The organism is Streptomyces sp. NPDC033165 (assembly GCF_055577965.1).
Map to the genome: position 1 here is coordinate 523892 of NZ_JBVIPK010000002.1, position 17526 is coordinate 541417.

The 17526-nt window shown below is 69.9% G+C and carries 17 protein-coding genes; 10 read left to right on the plus strand and 7 right to left on the minus strand.

What is annotated here, in order from left to right; genetic code table 11:
- Window positions 1–100 precede the first annotated feature (100 nt).
- Window positions 101–1255 carry a GGDEF domain-containing protein gene (locus ACZ5WC_RS06785; RefSeq protein ID WP_468539774.1) on the plus strand — a complete coding sequence of 385 codons (1155 nt, stop codon included), beginning with the start codon at window positions 101–103 and terminating at the stop codon, window positions 1253–1255.
- A gap of 76 nt (window positions 1256–1331) precedes the next feature.
- Complete coding sequence (gene hutH, locus ACZ5WC_RS06790) at window positions 1332–2882, plus strand: histidine ammonia-lyase (RefSeq protein WP_468539775.1); 1551 nt, start codon at window positions 1332–1334, stop codon at window positions 2880–2882.
- 86 nt (window positions 2883–2968) lie between these two features.
- Here hutH and ACZ5WC_RS06795 read toward each other — a convergent pair whose 3' ends face one another.
- Window positions 2969–3277 (minus strand): hypothetical protein, encoded by a 309-nt coding sequence (locus ACZ5WC_RS06795; protein ID WP_468539776.1) that lies wholly within the window; start codon window positions 3275–3277, stop codon window positions 2969–2971.
- 108 nt (window positions 3278–3385) lie between these two features.
- On the opposite strand from ACZ5WC_RS06795, the gene ACZ5WC_RS06800 reads away from it, so the two are divergent.
- Window positions 3386–3850, plus strand: a complete 465-nt coding sequence (locus ACZ5WC_RS06800; RefSeq protein WP_468539777.1) for a hypothetical protein — start codon at window positions 3386–3388, stop codon at window positions 3848–3850.
- A 236-nt stretch (window positions 3851–4086) separates the two neighbouring features.
- Entirely contained in the window at window positions 4087–5358 is a 1272-nt protein-coding gene (locus tag ACZ5WC_RS06805; protein WP_468539778.1) for a L,D-transpeptidase, read from the plus strand.
- A 118-nt stretch (window positions 5359–5476) separates the two neighbouring features.
- On the opposite strand, the gene ACZ5WC_RS06810 is transcribed toward ACZ5WC_RS06805, so the two are convergent.
- From ACZ5WC_RS06810 to ACZ5WC_RS06825, 4 genes are all read right to left on the minus strand, one after another.
- Window positions 5477–5824 carry a hypothetical protein gene (locus ACZ5WC_RS06810; protein ID WP_468539779.1) on the minus strand — a complete coding sequence of 116 codons (348 nt, stop codon included), beginning with the start codon at window positions 5822–5824 and terminating at the stop codon, window positions 5477–5479.
- Window positions 5825–6016: 192 nt separating this feature from the next.
- Window positions 6017–8647, minus strand: coding sequence for a hypothetical protein (locus ACZ5WC_RS06815; RefSeq protein WP_468539780.1), 2631 nt, complete (start codon window positions 8645–8647; stop codon window positions 6017–6019).
- 231 nt (window positions 8648–8878) lie between these two features.
- Window positions 8879–9436, minus strand: a complete 558-nt coding sequence (locus ACZ5WC_RS06820; protein WP_468539781.1) for a GNAT family N-acetyltransferase — start codon at window positions 9434–9436, stop codon at window positions 8879–8881.
- A gap of 26 nt (window positions 9437–9462) precedes the next feature.
- Window positions 9463–9915 carry an RDD family protein gene (locus tag ACZ5WC_RS06825; RefSeq protein ID WP_468539971.1) on the minus strand — a complete coding sequence of 151 codons (453 nt, stop codon included), beginning with the start codon at window positions 9913–9915 and terminating at the stop codon, window positions 9463–9465.
- Window positions 9916–10235: 320 nt separating this feature from the next.
- Here ACZ5WC_RS06825 and gdhA point away from each other — a divergent pair, with 320 nt between their 5' ends.
- From gdhA to ACZ5WC_RS06840, 3 genes are all read left to right on the plus strand, one after another.
- A complete protein-coding gene (gene gdhA, locus ACZ5WC_RS06830) occupies window positions 10236–11615 on the plus strand; it encodes an NADP-specific glutamate dehydrogenase (RefSeq protein ID WP_468539782.1) in 1380 nt (459 codons plus the stop codon).
- 168 nt (window positions 11616–11783) lie between these two features.
- Window positions 11784–12350 (plus strand): hypothetical protein, encoded by a 567-nt coding sequence (locus ACZ5WC_RS06835; RefSeq protein WP_468539783.1) that lies wholly within the window; start codon window positions 11784–11786, stop codon window positions 12348–12350.
- Window positions 12351–12682: 332 nt separating this feature from the next.
- On the plus strand, window positions 12683–12880 hold the full coding sequence (locus tag ACZ5WC_RS06840) for an MbtH family protein (protein WP_468539784.1): 198 nt from the start codon (window positions 12683–12685) through the stop codon (window positions 12878–12880).
- A gap of 210 nt (window positions 12881–13090) precedes the next feature.
- Here ACZ5WC_RS06840 and ACZ5WC_RS06845 read toward each other — a convergent pair whose 3' ends face one another.
- A complete protein-coding gene (locus tag ACZ5WC_RS06845; RefSeq protein ID WP_468539785.1) occupies window positions 13091–14098 on the minus strand; it encodes a helix-turn-helix domain-containing protein in 1008 nt (335 codons plus the stop codon).
- A gap of 244 nt (window positions 14099–14342) precedes the next feature.
- On the opposite strand from ACZ5WC_RS06845, the gene ACZ5WC_RS06850 reads away from it, so the two are divergent.
- Together ACZ5WC_RS06850 and ACZ5WC_RS06855 are read left to right on the plus strand one after the other, a co-directional pair.
- Window positions 14343–14525, plus strand: a complete 183-nt coding sequence (locus ACZ5WC_RS06850; protein WP_468539786.1) for a hypothetical protein — start codon at window positions 14343–14345, stop codon at window positions 14523–14525.
- Window positions 14526–14530: 5 nt separating this feature from the next.
- The gene (locus ACZ5WC_RS06855) at window positions 14531–15442 is read left to right on the plus strand and encodes a LysR family transcriptional regulator (RefSeq protein WP_468539787.1); all 912 of its coding nucleotides are present in this window, start codon (window positions 14531–14533) and stop codon (window positions 15440–15442) included.
- A gap of 79 nt (window positions 15443–15521) precedes the next feature.
- Here ACZ5WC_RS06855 and ACZ5WC_RS06860 read toward each other — a convergent pair whose 3' ends face one another.
- Window positions 15522–16571 carry an aspartate-semialdehyde dehydrogenase gene (locus tag ACZ5WC_RS06860; RefSeq protein WP_468539788.1) on the minus strand — a complete coding sequence of 350 codons (1050 nt, stop codon included), beginning with the start codon at window positions 16569–16571 and terminating at the stop codon, window positions 15522–15524.
- A 321-nt stretch (window positions 16572–16892) separates the two neighbouring features.
- On the opposite strand from ACZ5WC_RS06860, the gene ACZ5WC_RS06865 reads away from it, so the two are divergent.
- Window positions 16893–17525: an NADPH-dependent FMN reductase gene (locus ACZ5WC_RS06865; protein ID WP_468539789.1), complete on the plus strand. Its 633-nt coding sequence runs from the start codon at window positions 16893–16895 to the stop codon at window positions 17523–17525.
- Window position 17526: the final 1 nt, after the last annotated feature.

Below are 17526 nucleotides of genomic sequence, written 5' to 3' on the forward strand. Positions count from 1 at the left end.
GGTGACGTGTTGCGGAGAGCGAGTGATCTGTTGAGAAAAGGGCGAAATTAGTTAGGCATCAAACTGATCAAAAGTGAACAAATCTACATAAGCTGTACGAATGGGTGGTGACGATGCGCGGCTGCGGGCCGTGGTTTCGCTGGCGCAGACCATGGCCGCGGCGTACACGCCGCGCGACTCGTGGCGGGCGGCGGCGCTGGGTGCCTGCGAGGCGCTGAACGGCAGTTTCGCCGCGCTCTCCGTGTGGGAGCGCGACCGGGGCAGGCTGCGCGTACTGGTCAACGCGGGGCTGCGGGCCGAGGGGGAGGAGGAGTTCCCCGAGGAGGAGGCCTACCCGGTCCACGAGTTCCCGGAGATCACCGAGTTCCTGCACGAGCGCTGGGCCGGCGGCGGCGAGCCCGACGCCTGGGTGGAGACCGCCGACGGCGGGCCCGGCGCGGGCGGCCCGGCGCGCGGCGCCCGCCCGTACTGCCACCAGCGGGTCGCGGCGCTCCGGCGGCGCGGCCGGGGCTGCTGTGTGGTCGCGCCGATCGTGCTGCACGGCCGGGCCTGGGGCGAGCTGTACGTGGCGCGGCCCGCCGGGCAGTCCGTCTTCGGCCGGGCCGACGCGGACTTCGCGACCGTCCTCGCCGCCGTCGTGGCCTCCGGGATCGCCCAGACCGAGCGGCTTGAGGAGGTCCGCAAGCTGGCCTTCACCGACCCGCTGACGGGTCTCGCCAACCGCCGGGCGGTCGACATCCGGCTCGACGAGGCCATCGAGCGGCATCGCGCCGACGACACGGTGGTCAGCCTGGTCGTCTGCGATCTGAACGGCCTCAAAGCGGTGAACGACACCCACGGCCACGCCGTCGGCGATCGCCTGCTGGAACGTTTCGGCTCGGTGCTGTCGCTGTGCGGGGCGATGCTGCCCGAGGCGCTGGCGGCCCGGCTCGGCGGCGATGAGTTCTGCCTGCTCGCGGCGGGTCCCCCGGCCGAGGACGTGGTGGAGGTGGCCACCGAGCTGTGCGACCGGTCGGCGGTGATCGAGCTGGGCGACGGGGTGGCCTGCGGGGTCGCGTCGACGGGCGACCCGATCGGCCCGGTGCGCTCGGCCCGTCGGCTCTTCCGGCTCGCGGACGCGGCCCAGTACCGGGCCAAGGCCGCGCGCTCGCTCAAACCGGTGGTGGCCGGGCGGGACGGCGAGGTCATCCGGCTCGCGGACTCCCCGCCCAAGTCCGCGCACGACCGCCGCAGGCTGCGCGGCAACCGGCCGTGAGCGGTCGCCCGGCGGTAAGGAGCCCAGTGCCGAACCACTAGTGACATAGCGGTGTTCAGTCCGTACGCTGCTGAATATGGATATGCACACTGTTGTGGTGGGGACGTCCGGAACCACCGCCGATGACGTTGTCGCCGTGGCCCGCCACGGCGCCCGGGTCGAGCTCTCCGCCGCCGCCGTGGAAGCCCTGGCCGCCGCCCGCCTCATCGTGGACGCGCTCGCCGCCAAGCCCGAGCCGGTCTACGGCGTCTCCACCGGCTTCGGTGCGCTCGCCAGCCGCCACATCAGCCACGAGCTGCGCGCCCAGCTCCAGCGCAACATCGTTCGCTCGCACGCGGCGGGTATGGGCCCCCGCGTCGAGCGCGAGGTCGTCCGCGCGCTGATGTTCCTCCGGTTGAAGACGGTCGCCTCCGGGCACACCGGTGTACGCCCCGAGGTCGCGCAGACCATGGCCGACCTGCTCAACGCGGGCATCACGCCCGTCGTCCACGAGTACGGCTCGCTCGGCTGCTCCGGCGACCTCGCACCCCTCTCGCACTGCGCGCTCACCCTGATGGGCGAGGGCGACGCGGAAGGCCCCGACGGCACGGTCCGGCCGGCGGGCGAGCTGCTCGCCGCGCACGGCATCGCCCCCGTCGAACTCCGCGAGAAGGAGGGCCTGGCCCTCCTCAACGGCACCGACGGCATGCTCGGCATGCTGGTCATGGCCCTCGCCGACCTCAAGAACCTCTACACCTCGGCCGACATCACCGCCGCCCTCTCCCTGGAGGCGCTGCTCGGCACGGACAAGGTCCTCGCCCCCGAGCTGCACGCCATCCGCCCGCACCCCGGCCAGGGGGTCAGCGCGGACAACATGCTGCGGGTGCTGGCGGGATCGGGCCTGACGGGCCATCACCAGGACGACGCGCCCCGGGTCCAGGACGCCTACTCGGTGCGCTGCGCCCCCCAGGTCAACGGCGCCGGCCGCGACACCCTGGACTACGCGGCGGTCGTCGCGGGCCGCGAACTGGCCTCCTCCGTCGACAACCCGGTGGTCCTCCCCGACGGGCGGGTCGAGTCCAACGGCAACTTCCACGGGGCGCCCGTCGCGTACGTCCTGGACTTCCTCGCGATCGTCGCCGCCGACCTCGGCTCGATCTGCGAGCGCCGCACCGACCGGCTGCTCGACAAGAACCGCTCGCACGGCCTGCCGCCGTTCCTCGCGGACGACGCCGGGGTCGACTCGGGGCTGATGATCGCCCAGTACACCCAGGCCGCCCTGGTCAGCGAGATGAAGCGGCTCGCCGTCCCCGCCTCCGCCGACTCCATCCCGTCCTCCGCCATGCAGGAGGACCACGTCTCCATGGGCTGGTCGGCCGCGCGCAAGCTGCGTACGGCCGTGGACAACCTGACCAGGATCGTCGCCGTCGAGCTGTACGCCGCGACCCGCGCGGTCGAGCTGCGCGCCACCGGGGGCCTCACCCCCGCACCCGCCTCGCAGGCCGCCGTGGCCGCGCTGCGGGCCGCCGGGGCGCAGGGGCCGGGCCCGGACCGCTACCTCGCCCCGGACCTGGCCGCCGCCGACGCGTTCGTACGGGAAGGACGCCTGGTCGCGGCCGTGGAGCCGGTCACCGGGACGCTGGCCTGAGCCGCGCCCGGTAAGAAGCCCTGAGGGGGCTCACGCGGAAGGGCTGCCGCACCGGGGGGAGCGGCAGCCCTTCTCGTACGTACGGATCAGAGCGCCGGGCGCGTCCCGGAACGGCGTACGGAGTAGGTCACGAAGCCCGCGCCGATGCCCAACAGGGCGGTGCCGCCGATGAGATACGGGGTGGTGTCCAGGCCCGGACCGGTGTCGGCGAGGCGCGCCCCGGAGGCGTCGCCGGGGTCACCGGCGGGCTGCTCGGCGGCCCGGCCCGGCGTGGCGGGCGAAGCGCCGCTCGGGGGGTTCTCGACGGTCGCGTTGGCCGACGGGACGAACCAGAGGGCGGCCAGCAGTGTGCCCGCGGCGGTGGCGGTCAGCAGTGTTCGACGAGCGACGGTCACAGATTCGATCCCCTTGCGACAACCGTGAGTTAGCCCCGTGGGTCGATGCTAAGCAAAGCAGCGGGTCGGAGGAAAGTCGTGGCCTCCACGAGCCTTACGCTCCGGCCTATGACCACTGAAGAGACATCCAGGTTTGTTCGACTTCGCGTGGAGATGGTGCTGGAGGTCACCGACCTCGACGCCCTGACCGGCACCGCTCTCGAATCCATCGCCGCCGAGTACGGGGAGCCGCTCACGGAGGTCGCCGTGAGCGATGCCGAGGAGAGGGGCGAGGAGGAGCGCATGCACGCCGAGGCCGCTGTCCGGGCAGACGGTGCTGAGGCCCTCGCCTCGCTGGTCGACCCCTTCGACCTGGTCGGCGAGGTGCCCGGGGTCGAGCTGGCCCAGGCCTCCTGGAGCAGCGAGAGCATCGACTTCGACCCCGATGCGGAGGGCTGGGACGATGACGCGGACGACGAGGAGGACGCCCTGTTCCTGCCGCTGGACGAGGGCGACGAGGAGGGGCCCGGCTCCACGGTCACGCACAATGGGAAGAACGACCGCGAGGACGGTGACCCCGCACAACGGGTCTGACGTGTGAGAACACCGGCCCCGGACCCGCTCGACCGCGGACCGGGGCCGCACTGTGCGGCGGCGCGGAACCGGGTCCCGGCCACGGGAACCACCGCTGCCGGGAGTGCGTCGATGAGTGGTGTTCCCCACATCTTCCGTGGATGCGGAACGGAGCACCCGTTCCGGGTGTTCTTGGAACATTGACGGGGAAAGTGGCCTGGCGGTCCCGTCCGGGGATTTTTGGGGAATCGGCAACGATGGAGAAGCGTGTGATGACGGACAGCAAGCGGCGCAGGGGTCTCGTGGCCATGTCCGCACTGCTCGGCGGCGTGCTGGTGCTTTCGGCCTGTACCGACGACGGCGACAAGGGCGGAAAGACGGGCGCCGGGAGTTCGGAGTCCTCGCAGGCGCAGGAAGTCGACAAGGCGGCGGCCGAGAAGGCCTCCGAAGCGCAGATAGCGATCGCGCCGGAGAACGGCGCGACCAACGCCAGCATCAACAACGCCGCGCAGGTCTCCGTCAAGAAGGGCAAGCTGACCAAGGTCGTCATGACCACGGCGGACGGCACCCCGGTCGAGGGCACCCTGGCGGCCGACGGGTCCAGCTGGAAGCCCTCGGGCCAGCTGGCGCGGTCCACCACGTACAAGATCTCCGCCACGGCGGCCGACTCGAAGGGCCGCGAGGCCCACGAGAACAGCTCCTTCACCACCGTCTCGCCCGACAACAGCTTCATCGGGAACTTCACCCCCGAGGACGGCTCCACGGTCGGCGTCGGGATGCCCGTCTCGATCAACTTCAACAAGCCGATCACGGACAAGAAGGCCGTCCAGAGCGGTATCACCGTGACCTCCAGCAGTGGCCAGGAGGTCGTCGGCCACTGGTTCAACTCCCAGCGCCTGGATCTGCGCCCGGAGGACTACTGGCAGGGCGGTTCGACCGTCACGCTGAAGCTGGAGCTCGACGGAGTCGAGGGCGCCGACGGCGTGTACGGCGTGCAGCAGAAGACCGTGACGTTCAAGGTCGGCCGCAACCAGGTGTCCACCGTCGACGCGAAGACCAAGATGATGACGGTCACGCGCGACGGCAAGACCATCAAGACCATCCCGATCTCCGCCGGCTCGCCCGAGACCCCCACGTACAACGGACAGATGGTGATCTCCGAGAAGTACAAGGAGACCCGGATGAACGGTGCCACCGTCGGCTTCACCGATGACGACGGCAAGGGCGAGTACGACATCAAGGACGTGCCGCACGCGATGCGTCTGTCCACCTCGGGCACCTTCATCCACGGCAACTACTGGGGCAAGGGCATCTTCGGCTCCGCCAACACCAGCCACGGCTGCGTGGGCCTCGCTGACGTGAAGGGCGCGAACGACCCCAACGCGCCCGGTGCCTGGTTCTACGACAACTCGCTCGTCGGTGACGTGGTCATCGTCAAGAACTCCCCGGACAAGACCATCAAGCCGGACAACGGCCTCAACGGCTGGAACATGGACTGGGCCCAGTGGAAGGCCGGCTCCCAGGTCTGATCCACCGGTCCGAACGCTTCTGCTTCACCCCCGTCCCCGCCCGAAGGCGGCGGCCCCGGAAGGCTCCGGGGCCGCCGCCTTCGGCGTGTCCGGCGCCTCTCCGGCACTCGCCCGCCGGCTAGGGGGTCTGGTCATCCGGGGCAGGCGGGTGGGCGCGGTACTCGACAGGCCAGCGCCAGAGAGTCAGTACAAACGATATGACCGCGGCCATTCCCAGTGCCCAGGCCCAGACAAGGGCGGTCGCGGTCTCGTTGTCCGGGCCCGGTTCGCTGTTCGCCGCGACGATCAGCGCGATGATCGAGCCGGTGAACGTGGCGAGTCCGAGCCACAGTTGGCCCATGACCTCGTCACGGGCCCGGGTCCACGTGCACCGGTAGCGGGTGTAGGCCACGGGGCCGGACTGTTCACTGCGACGAGGGGAGATGAACTCCTCGTTGGTCTTCTCGTGTTCTGGCTTGGTGGTCATGAGGGATCACGGTACCGGGGTCCTCAACTCACCCTTGGAGATCAGCCACTTCACCTCTGACGGGTGAGGTGCGATACGCCTGGTTCAGGATGCCCGTGGTCTGCCGACCCGGCCGCCGGCGCGACCGGGAGGCCACATGCACGGCAAGGGCGGGCCCGGCTCTGCCGGCCGGACCCGCCCGCTACCGCCTGGCTACCGCCCGCTGAGCTGCGGCACGCCCGTGCATGCGGTCGTGCAGGGGCTGTTGACGCCGAGTGACGAGTCCTTGGGTCTCAGCCCCTCTGCCTCGGCGCTCACGCCCTGTGTCGAGGGTACGAGGGCGAACGACACGAACCGGGGCTTGTAGATACTGGGGTCCCTGTAGTGGGCCCCGTCCTCCCCCACGGTGGCATCAAAGCTGTTGACGTTGTAGGAGAGGGTCCACCGGCCACCGGATGACAGGTCTCTGTGCACATGGGCGTTGTAGGCGAATATGTTCCCGTCGCCATAGCTTCCCCACAAACCGACCTCGGGCATCATGTAGACGACGTCCCGGCCGGGGTTGTTCCTGAACCCGGTATAGGGATTGCAGGATGCCCACAGGCGAACTCTCTGGCTGAAGGCCTCCGTGCTGTCCTGGCTGACGAGCACGAAGGAGTTCCCCCACTTGGTGACACTGAACTCATTGGCCACACCCGTCAGGTTGGTTGTGCCCAGCGATTCCTTGCCCAGCCACGCCTTCCTGCCGTCGTTCAGGAACTCCCACTTGTAATCCTTGTTGAGGTCGGTCCCCTTGATGCGCGCCACCCTCATACGCTTGTTGATCGGGGCGTCCTCGATCCCGTAGACGTAGGTGTACCCGTCTCCGCTCTCACTTGCGGGAACAATGGCCGACCCCCACTGCGTGGGGCTCAGTTTCGGTACGACAGGGGAGGACGGGATGTCCTTCACGTGGGCCGGCCTGGTGAGGTCGTTGAGATCGAAGGTGGCTACGATCGTCTTCTCCAGCCTGAACCCCCAGAGGTCGTCAGGGTCATACCGGTGCCACTGGTGGAAGATGATCTGCAGGCGCTTCGTCGGGCGCAGCTCCCCCTCAAGCTGTACATCCGAGATCATCCCGTCACCGAGCCAGTACCACCTGGTGGGATCGTCGTCCAGGTCCGTCATGAGGGCACGCGGATTCTCCTTTGTCCCGCCGGTGACGGTCTTCAGGTCGTTTCCGTCCTGAATGACAAAGGAGTTGTTCACGAACTGGGCGCTCACCGGTCTGGTGCCGTCCTTGTTGAGCGGCCCCAGGAACGTGTCGGAGAATATGTACAGCAGACGCCCGTCCGGAAGGCGTACCGAGTAGGTGGAGTCGCCACCGGTCCACCCGTCCGGGGTCTTCTTCGCGTATTCGTTGAGCTGCTGCTCCGGTGGGGCCTTCGGCTCGACCTGCTTGGCCTCCGGTATCTCCACGTTGAGGCACGTTCCGGAGGGGGCGACCTTGGCGTACTGCGCGATCTTGCTGGCGAATCCCGGCTTCTCGTCGATGCCGCAGAGCCTGTCGACGTCTTTGGTCATGTTGTAGGTGATCTTGGACGAGGTGGACCATTCCCGTGACACGCCGAGTTCTATGCCGATCTCCAGCTGATTCTTCGCACCAGCGGTGAGCTTGCCTTCCCAGCCGAGGCTTTCGGAGCCACCGGCCGAGTTGTCCCGGTTCCACGCATCGACGGTCGACTTCGTGCAGTGGTCTTCCTCATTCATTCCTACCCAGTCCGGCCGCTGCACCCGGTCCTTGTAGTCGTCGTACTCGTCGCCACCTACGTGGTCGGAGCCGCCGGTATGCCCGCTGGGTTCCCATACCGTCCAGACGGCGGCCTGGTCCTTGCTCTGGTACACGCACTGGTACTTCTTGTACCGGATCTCCACCAGGTACTTCCGTGGCCAGCCGACGGGTTCCCATACCCCTTCGATACCGCTCTTGATCTCAACCGCCTTGGACGCCGACCAGCCTCCGAAGCTGACCGCACCCTCGTACTTGGCGCTTGCCTCCGAGGTGAACGTCATGCCGCCCTTGCCGTCACCCACCGGGTAGGTTTCACCGATGTTCGACCACACATCGGCGCTCCTTATGAAGGTCTTCGTCGAGCAGTGCGGAGGAGTCTCGGCAGCGGCACTCGCAACTCTGGGCGATGACGTACGGGGTATCAGGTTCTTTGGTGAGGGCGCCTGTAGGGTGACCTCGATGAACTCGGGGCGAACCTCGTCGCCTGGTCGTACTTTTTCTCCGCCATGCCCTGGCGTCGTCCGTGTATCCGACCACGGGATCACGCCGGGATTGGAGCCCGTGTACTCCACGGATGCCCCGGTGTAGGCGAATTTATCGGCACCGTTCTTTCCCGGTATCCTGATGGTCAATGACAGTGTCACGATATTTCTGTCATTGATGTAGTCCGGGTCGGTTATGTCGTCGATGTCGAGTTTTACCGCGAACTCGTTCTTTCGGGTTTCGAACTCGGCATCGGGGAAGGGCAGCTGGCTTACCGTGTCTCCCGGCTTGAGTTCCCCGACTGTTTCGGGGTCGGGGTCGGCGGAGAGCTGGAACTCGGCGTCCTTGAGCGTCTCCTCACCGATGACCCGGCCCGTGAGGGCGACCGGCCCGTCAGGCTTGAAGGAGATCGCGTCCGGTTCGTCCCTGCCGGTCTTCCCCGCTGCATCCGTCTTTCGTGATGCCGGGGACGAGTCCGAGATCTGTACGGCCCCTACGTTCTGTGTTCCCGTTCCGCAGGCGGTAAGGGAGAGTGCGGCGGCAATGCCCAGAGTTATGGGCATGCGGAGCCGGCGCATGAGTGATTTCACGTTCGCCCCGTCTGGTGCTGTTCGGTACCTGTGTGACCCGTGTGGCCCATGTGGCCCGGGTGCATTACGGGGGCAATCGAACGCTCGACGGGTGGTGAGCGTAATGATCAAACAAGCCAACGTCTGGCCTGTTTCCCGGTGTTGGCGCACCTGGTAGACCCTGCCGCCACCTTCGGCGCACCGGCGTTCTCGGCCCCTCCACGGGGCTTCTGCACCCCTCGACGGGACTTCTCAGCCCCTGCGTCCGACGGTGTGACCGGGGGACCACGCACCGAACCACTGCTCGGCGCCGAACTCCTCGAACCGCTCCACCTCGGTGAAGCCCAGCTTCTCCGCGAGGCGTATCGAGCGGGCGTTGGCGGTCTGGGTGCAGAGCACCACCGGTTCGCCGGGCAGTGCGTCGGCGAACCAGCCGAGCGCCGCCGCGCACGCCTCGGCGGCGTACCCGTGGCCCCAGGCGCGAGGCAGGAGCAGGTAGCCGATCTCGGCCTCTTCGCCGTCGGGGCGCAGCCGGCCCGGGCGGTTCGCGTCGCGCCGGTCGAGGGTGACCGTGCCGATCATCGCCCCGTCGAGATCGATCACGAAGAGCCCGGGGCGCTGTCCGGGCACCTCGGGCATCACGCGGTCGAGCTCGGCGCGGGGGCGGGCGCCGCCGAGGTAGGTGTACACCTCCGGCGACGAGAACAGCTCGACGAACGCCATACGGTCCCGGGGCTCGGCGGTGCGGAGCACGAGGCGTCCGGTCGGTATCGGGGCGGGCGGCCAGGCGACGGGGCCGAGGGCAGTCATGGCCGTCAACCTACCGAAGGGGGGCCTCAGTCGGTCCGGTCCGACACCGCTGCCCGGTAGAGCCGCAGATCGCTGCGGCGGACCTGGCGCACCCCCGCCAGGTCCTCGTGCGGTTCGGCGTGGCAGCCCGGGGGCCGCTCCGGTGTGCGGGCCGCCGGCGCGGGACGCCGGAGCCGGTGCCAGGGCTGGAGCGGCAGCCAGAGGAGCCCGTACAGCCAGCGCAGCACCAGGCGGCGGAAGCCCGGGCGGCCCGCGTCGGGCAGCCGGATCACCCGGACTCCCATGATCAGCTTTCCGGCACTCGCCCGGACGACCATGGTCAGCAGCACCTGGTTGGCGAACGACAGCACGATCAGCTGGGCGACCAGCAGGGCGATCGCCCGCCCCGTCCCGCCGGAGTCCAGACAGGACCGCACCAGCAGCCCGACGGCCAGCAGGCACAGGTAGCAGTCGAGCCCGACCGCGAGATAGCGCCGCATGTCGCCCGTGCCCTTGGGGATGCGGGGCTGCCCGTGGAGTCCGGGGGCGGGGCGTGCCGGGGGGTGCGGATACCCGGGATACTCCGGGCGCCACGGCTTCGTCATGGAGGCATCATGACTGATCGTCAGCCGAGGTGTCTCTGTTCCTGATGGGTAACTCCCGTGCCCCCGCGTTGTTTTACAGCACCCTTACGTTCTGCTTGCTTTCGGGAGTCGCGGCGCCCGCGCCGCCCGGGGCGCTGCGCGGACAACCCTCGAAGATCATCGGGTGATGCGGGACAATCGGGGCCCACGAGCCGCCCACGGAAGGTCTTGATCAGATGCCGGTCATTCCCGACCCCGCCCGTATGCCCGAAGCGTCCCATCGGGTCATCGAGCCGCTCTACGCCGAGATCCTGCGGCGGAACCAGGGCGAGCAGGAGTTCCACCAGGCGGTCCGCGAGGTCCTGGAGACGCTCGGCCCGGTGCTGGCGCGGCGTCCCGAGTTCGTGGACGCCCGCATCATCGAGCGGATATGCGAACCCGAGCGCCAGCTGATCTTCCGGGTGCCGTGGTCGGACGACTCCGGCGACATCCACGTCAACCGCGGCTTCCGGGTCGAGTTCTCCAGCTCGCTCGGTCCGTACAAGGGCGGGCTGCGCTTCCATCCCTCGGTCAACCTCGGCATCGTGAAGTTCCTCGGCTTCGAGCAGATCTTCAAGAACGCCCTCACCGGCATGCCGATCGGCGGCGGGAAGGGCGGCGCGGACTTTGACCCCAAGGGCCGCTCCGACGCCGAGATCATGCGGTTCTGCCAGTCCTTCATGACCGAACTCCACCGCCACCTGGGCGAGTACACCGACGTCCCCGCCGGTGACATCGGCGTCGGCGGCCGCGAGATCGGCTACCTCTTCGGCCAGTACAAGCGGATCACCAACCGCTACGAGTCCGGCGTGCTCACCGGCAAGGGCCTCGGCTGGGGAGGAGCACAGGCCCGTACGGAGGCCACCGGCTACGGCACGGTCCTGTTCACCGCCGAGATGCTGCGCAGCCGGGGGGAGTCGCTGGAGGGCCAGACCGTCGCGGTCTCCGGCTCCGGCAACGTGGCCGTCTACGCCGTCGAGAAGGCCCAGCAGCTCGGCGCGACCGTCATCACCTGCTCGGACTCCGGCGGTTACGTCGTCGACGAGAAGGGCATCGACCTCGCCCTCCTCAAGGAGATCAAGGAGGCCGGTCGCGGCCGGGTCTCGGAGTACGCCGAACGGCGCGGCACACACGCCCGGTTCGTGCCCGGTACGGGAGTGTGGTCGGTCCCCGTGGACGTGGCCCTGCCCTGCGCCACGCAGAACGAACTCCACGAGGCCGACGCGCTCGACCTCGTACGCAACGGGGTCAAGGCGGTCGCGGAGGGCGCCAACATGCCCACCACCCCGGAGGCGGTCCGGGTCTTCCAGGAGGCGGGCGTCGCCTTCGCGCCCGGCAAGGCGGCCAACGCGGGCGGGGTGGCGACCAGCGCGCTGGAGATGCAGCAGAACGCGTCCCGGGACTCGTGGAGCTTCGCCCACACCGAGGAGCGGCTGGCCGAGATCATGCGGCACATCCACGACTCCTGCCACACGACCGCCGAGCGTTACGGGAGCCCCGGCAATTACGTGGTGGGTGCGAACATCGCTGGCTTCGAGCTGGTCGCGGACGCGATGCTGGCGCAGGGGCTGATCTGACCGTACGTGGCGGGGTACCTGCGCCGATGCCGGTGCCGGCACCGGTGCTGTCCCCGCAACCGCTGCTCCGCGCGGGCGAGGCCGCCGGGTGTGGTCTCCGCCGCGCGGGGGAGCGGGCCGGCTCGCGCGGGGGATTCCTCGTCGCGCCTGCTCCGCGAGGGTGGAGTCATGGCGATGAAGATCCTCCACAGGCCCCCGTCCGTCGGTGACACCCAGCGGCCCGTTCCTCGCTGGGCGATGCGCCTGGCCTACGCGCTGCCGCTGCTTCTGCTGCCGGCGTGCCTGTGGCGGCTTCCCTTCGCCGTGCACTTCACGATGGGGCAGGAGGTCCAGGAGGGCGCCATGCCTGCCTACTGGGTGAGCCTGCCGTACGTTCTCGGGCTCAGCGTGTTGACGGAACTGATCGCGACCCTGACCATCGGACTGGTCCGGGGCTGGGGGGAGGTGGCGCCCGCCTGGATACCGGTCATCGGCGGCAGACCGGTCCGGCCGATGGCGGCCGTCGTCCCCGCCGTGGTCGGCGGCCTGATGCTCACCTTCCTGTTCACCGGCGTCCCTCTGGGCGACGATCGCGAACTCACCCTGTACGGCGTCATCGACACGGTCGAGTACACCAATAGCGCCTGGAACGCGCTGGCGACGGTGTGCGGCACTCCCCTCGCCGCCTGGGGGCCCATCACCATCGTTCTCGCGATCGCCTACTACCGCCGTCGAGTCTCCGCCGTCTCCAGGTGAGCACCGCAACAGCTCGTTCAGGCGCGCGGGCGTAGGCGGTAGTGCTCCGCGCGGCCCGTGTCCGGGGCCAGGGCGACCGCGAACACCCCGGCCGCGACCGGGTGCCCGGTCCCACCTGCTGGCCGCCCTGACCACGGCGGGGCCGCCACCGCCCTCGGCTGAACCCGCCGACCGGGGCGCCCTCTTCGTACGGCTGCCGCGCCCTCGCGGACCGCCGTATCGGCCGGGCCGATGCGGAGGTTCGGGAGCTTCCATGGGCGATGTGTTGTGGCGGGGGGCGGGGCGGCCCAGGCTGGGCGGTGCAAGCCGAGCAGAATCCGTGGAGGTGCGTCGTGGTCCAGGACGACCAAGAGGGCCGTTTCGCCGTGGTCATCAACGATGAGGAGCAGTACTCGATCTGGCCGGAGGGGCGCGAGGTACCGGCGGGCTGGCGGGGTACGGGCGTCAGCGGGTCGCGGGAGGAGTGCCTCGCCCACGTGGACGAGGTCTGGGTCGACCAGCGGCCGCTGAGCGTCCGTCGGGCCGGTTAGCCGGTTAGCCGGTTGCCGGCCGAGCGGACGGGGCGGCCCGGGAAGTCGGGGCCGTGCGGACGGTCGGGCTTCGGCGGGCCGAGAGGGCCGCGTGGGCCGGTTGGTCCGTGTGGTCCGGGAGGCCCTCGTGGTCCGGGGAGCCCGTGTGGCCCGAGAGGCCCAGTTAGGGCCGGGCGGTCCGTGGTCGGTCCGACCGTGCGCCGGTGGTGGTCAGTGCTCCTGAGGCAGCCAGCCCCGCTGGGTCGCGCGGACGCCCGCCTCGAATCTGCTGCGGGCCCCCAACCGGTCCATGAGACCCGTCGCGATGCGGCGGGCGGTGCGGTGCGAGACGCCGAGGCGCTTGGCTATGCCCTCGTCCGTGTGCCCCTCGGCGAGCAGCCGCAGGGCCGCGGCCTCCTGCCGGTCGAGTTCACTCTCCTGGCGGCGGTGCTCCTCGCCCAGAGGGCGCGAAGCCTCCCAGACGGTCTCGAACAGAGTGCAGAGCGCGGTGAGCATGCCCGTACCCGTTCCCGTACCCGTGACGACCATCGCGCCCTTGCTGCTGTCCTCGCTGTCGAGCGGGATCACGGCCGTCGACCGGTCGAGGATGGTCATGCGGAGCGGGAGCTCGCCCACCGTGCGGACCTGACCGCCCATGGCGGTCAGCCAGTTGGCGTGGGCCATGCTGGCCGCGCAGTTGCGGAAGCTCTCCAGATAGATCGTCCGCAGCGTCACACCGCGGCCCAGCAGCTTCTCGTTGAGCGGCCGCGCGGACGCCCTGTTCTCCTTGGTCTGCGCCCCTCCCGGGGCGAAGGCCATCACCTCCCGCCGCACACCCTCCGTCAGGAGGGCCAGCCGGGTGCGGATCTGCGTCACGTCGTCCAGGTGCTCCACGCTGACCGGGCCGCCGGCCGGACGGCGGTCGGCGTACTCGGATATCAGCTGGGAGGCCGCGGTCCTGGCGGCGGTGATGCGCTGCCGCTGGACGGCGAACTCGGCCTGCCTGCGGGCCAGCAGGTAATCGAGCCCGAGCTCGGGGCTGACGGCCCGCGGCGGCAGCGCGGAGCCGGTGGAAGGCTGGAGCAGTGACAATTCGGCCAGTCTGTCCCAGGCCGCGCGGACGGCGTCCTCGGAGAGATCCAGATGGCGCGCGAGTGCGGTGACGCCGTCCTGAGGGTGCTCCAGCATGGCCCGGTACACCGCTTCCGTGTGCGTATCCAGCCCCAGCAGTTCCAGCATCGCTCAGTTCCCCGTTCCAGCGGTATCGCACCATCGTCCTTCTGCTACGGCACGGGGGCGGCCCGCCGACGGGCCGTTCAGTGACTCAGTGGCCGCTTTGGGTCATGACCCAAAGCGGCCCGCCGATTCCCTTCCCCCCAAGGTTCACCAGCGGCGATGCTACTTCGAGGCGGACGGGTCCGCCAGGAAACACCTCTCAGTCGCACCGTTCTCCGTGGATTCACCTGCCGAAAGGACGCCGATCATGCTCCGTGCCCGTATCGCCAAGGCTGCTGCTCTCACCGTGCTCGCCGCCACGGCGCTGCTCGCACCCGCCGCCGTGATCACCGCCACCGACACCGCCGACGCGGCCGTCTCCGCGCCCGCCGTCACGGCGGAGGGGACCACGTCCGCCGATGTGCCCCGGGCGGACATGGGCTGGCAGTGATACCGGTGGATTTGAGACAGCTCACCACCTTCCACCGTGTCGCGACGCTGCTGAGCTTCACCCGGGCCGCAGCCGAGCTGAAATACGCACAGTCCAGCGTCACCGCCCAGGTCAAGGGGCTGGAAGTGGCCCTGGGCGTCGAGCTCTTCGAAAGGCTGCGGGGCGGCATCCGGCTCACCCCCGCCGGGGAGCGGCTCGTACCGTACGCGGAGCGGATCCTGTCCCTCGTCGACGAGGCCCGGGACAGCACCACCGGCTGGGCGGAGCCCTCGGGGGTGCTCACCGTCGGGACGACCGAGAGCCTCACCTCGTACCGCATGCCGCCGGTGCTGGAGTTCTTCCACCACCGCTACCCACTGCTCCAGCTCGCGCTGCGCCCCAGCCAGTGCGCCCAGACCTGTGAGGCGCTGCGGCAGGGCGCCTTCGACATGGGGTTCCTCATGGAGGCGGACACGGAGCACCCGGGTGTGCAGACCCAGGTGCTGGGGCGGGAACCGCTGGTAGCGGTCGCCGCGCCCGGCCACCCCCTCGCGTCGGTGCGCCGGGTGAGCACGGGGGAGCTGCGCGGGGCACGGGTCCTGGCGCCCGAGGCGGGGTGCGCGTACCGGGGAATGCTGGAGGCCGAGCTCAACTCCGGCGCCGCCCGGCCCGTACAGCTGCTGGAGTTCGGGAACATCGAGTCGGTCAAGCGCGGACTCGCGGCCGGTCTCGGGGTCAGCGTGCTGCCCGAGATGGCGGTGTCCGACGCGGTCGCCGCCGGAACCCTGACCGTCCTCGACTGGGAGCCGCCGTTCGAGGTGTACACGCAGATCGCGTGGCGCCGGGGCCGCCGGCTCACCCGGGAGATGCGGGTGTTCCTCGACCGTACGGTCCAGTTCATGGCGCAGGACCGGCCCCAGCTGCAACTGGTGGGCTGAGCAGGCGCCTTGCAGCGGCTGCCGTGATCCTCAGGACCGGCCGCCGGTACGTCATCGGCGTGCCGGCGGCCTTCGGCGTTCACAGGTGCCCCTTGACGACCAGTGTCTCCATGATCTGGAGCGCGTTGAGCGCGGCACCCACCCGGAGGTTGTCGGTGACCAGCCAGAGCAGGAAGCTGTTCGGGTTGGTGGGAGAGATCCTGATCCGGCCCAGATGCAGATGGTTCGGGTCGCCGAGGGTGGCGGGGGTGAGGACGTCGCCGTGCATCCCGTCGCCGTGGACGGTCACATCGGGCAGCCCGCCCAGCAGCAGGCACAGTTCCGCACGGTCCACCGGCTCCAGGCACTCGACCCACATCGCCGCGGAATGGCCGTTGACCACCGGAACCCGGACACAGGTCGCCGTGATGTCGAGGCCGGGCAGGCCCAGGATCTTGCGGGACTCCTGGAGCAGCTTGCGTTCCTGGAGGGTGAAGCCGTCGTCCAGCACCCGGCCGATCTGCGGCACCACGTTGAAGGCCAGCGCGGGCGAGAACTCCTCGGCGGGCATCGTCGCCTGGGGGTCCTGGAGGGCGAGCCGGGACGCCTCCTGAAGCTCCTCGATACCGGAGTGACCGCTGCCGGACGCCGCCTGGTACGTACTCACGGAGATCTGGCGCACCCCCCAGCGGCGCTCCACGTCCCGGACGACACGGACCAGGGGGATCGTGACGGAGTTCGGGTTGGCGATCACCCCGGCCGCCGGGCGGCGGTCCAGCTCCGCGGAGTTGACCTGCGGGACGACCAGCGGCACGTCGGCGCTCATCCGGAAGGCGAAGGTGTTGTCGATCACCAGGGTGCCGTGGGCGACCGCGACCGGCACCCAGGCCCTGCTGACGGCGTGCCCGGCGGAGAAGAACACCACGTCCGCGTCGCCGAAGTGGAAGCCGGTCAGCTCGCCCACCCGGTACTCCCGGTCCCCGACCCGGATCTCCCGACCGGCCGAGCGCGCGGACGCCAGGAGGTGCAGTGCCCGGTAGCGCAGCCCCCGGTCCTCGATGACGTCGAGCAGGGTGCCGCCCACCGCGCCGGTCGCGCCGACGACGGCGATGCTCGGGGCGAGGGGGTCGTCGACCAGAGGCATGGGCATCGCCGATCGAGTAGGGCGGTGGACGGGGTCCGGGGCGGTGGCCTTCCGGACGGTCGGACGGCGCCGAGTGGGGGGAATCCGGGGAGAGCGAGGGGCTGATCATCCCCCCGCGCGGGTCCGGTCGGCAATCGGTGGCACATGCGGATCGCCGATGGCTTCCATTGGTGCCACCGATCGGGGCCGCGGCTGATCGGAATCGCCGAAGCCGACGATCGGATCTGCCCGTCGGGCCGACGTTGACCCCGCCGTTTCGCGTGGCGAAGGGTGGAGGACGGAACGGTCCCGGGCGACCGGGAGTTCACCGATCGAATGGGTGGGTTGATGCAGCAGGCCGTCAAGGTCGTCGGAATCGGAGGGTCCTCCCGGCCGGGTTCCACGGCGGAGCGGGGACTCCGTGTCGTGCTGGCCGAAGCGGCCCGGCTGGGTGCGGACGTCAGCCTGATCGCGGGCACCGACCTGGTGATGCCCCTCTACGATCCGAGCGCCGCGTCCCCGGAGCCCCGGGCACGGCGCATGCTGGCCGCCATCGCCGGGGCAGACGGGGTCGTCCTCGCCGGCCCGGCGTACCACGGGACGGTGTCGGGGCTGCTGAAGAACGCCCTGGACCACATCGAAGAGCTGCGGGACGACGAACGGCCCTATCTGACGGGGCGCGCCGTCGGCTGCCTGGCCGTGGGGCAGGGCTGGCAGGGCGCGGTGACCACCCTGGCCACCCTGCGGGACGTGGTGCACGCGCTCCGGGGCTGGCCCACGCCGCTGGGTGTGGCGCTGAACAGCGCGACGGCGGGGTTCACCGCGAGCGGCGAGTGCGACGACCCGCACATCCAGCGGCAGTTGAACGGGATCGCCGCCCAGGTCGTCGAGTTCGGCGAGGCACACCGGGCGCTGCGGGCCGCGGCACCCACCGCGCGGGCCGCCGTACCCGCATCACTCACAGCACTCCAGGCGCGGTGAC

Coding starts and splice junctions, on each gene's coding strand:
- ACZ5WC_RS06785 (WP_468539774.1), top strand. CDS start 101: ATGGGTGGTGACGATGCGCGGCTGCGGGCCGTGGTTTCGCTGGCGCAG.
- hutH (WP_468539775.1), top strand. CDS start 1,332: ATGGATATGCACACTGTTGTGGTGGGGACGTCCGGAACCACCGCCGAT.
- ACZ5WC_RS06800 (WP_468539777.1), top strand. CDS start 3,386: ATGACCACTGAAGAGACATCCAGGTTTGTTCGACTTCGCGTGGAGATG.
- ACZ5WC_RS06805 (WP_468539778.1), top strand. CDS start 4,087: ATGGAGAAGCGTGTGATGACGGACAGCAAGCGGCGCAGGGGTCTCGTG.
- ACZ5WC_RS06810 (WP_468539779.1), bottom strand. CDS start 5,824: ATGACCACCAAGCCAGAACACGAGAAGACCAACGAGGAGTTCATCTCC.
- ACZ5WC_RS06820 (WP_468539781.1), bottom strand. CDS start 9,436: ATGACTGCCCTCGGCCCCGTCGCCTGGCCGCCCGCCCCGATACCGACC.
- ACZ5WC_RS06825 (WP_468539971.1), bottom strand. CDS start 9,915: ATGCGGCGCTATCTCGCGGTCGGGCTCGACTGCTACCTGTGCCTGCTG.
- gdhA (WP_468539782.1), top strand. CDS start 10,236: ATGCCGGTCATTCCCGACCCCGCCCGTATGCCCGAAGCGTCCCATCGG.
- ACZ5WC_RS06835 (WP_468539783.1), top strand. CDS start 11,784: ATGGCGATGAAGATCCTCCACAGGCCCCCGTCCGTCGGTGACACCCAG.
- ACZ5WC_RS06845 (WP_468539785.1), bottom strand. CDS start 14,098: ATGCTGGAACTGCTGGGGCTGGATACGCACACGGAAGCGGTGTACCGG.
- ACZ5WC_RS06850 (WP_468539786.1), top strand. CDS start 14,343: ATGCTCCGTGCCCGTATCGCCAAGGCTGCTGCTCTCACCGTGCTCGCC.
- ACZ5WC_RS06860 (WP_468539788.1), bottom strand. CDS start 16,571: ATGCCCATGCCTCTGGTCGACGACCCCCTCGCCCCGAGCATCGCCGTC.
- ACZ5WC_RS06865 (WP_468539789.1), top strand. CDS start 16,893: ATGCAGCAGGCCGTCAAGGTCGTCGGAATCGGAGGGTCCTCCCGGCCG.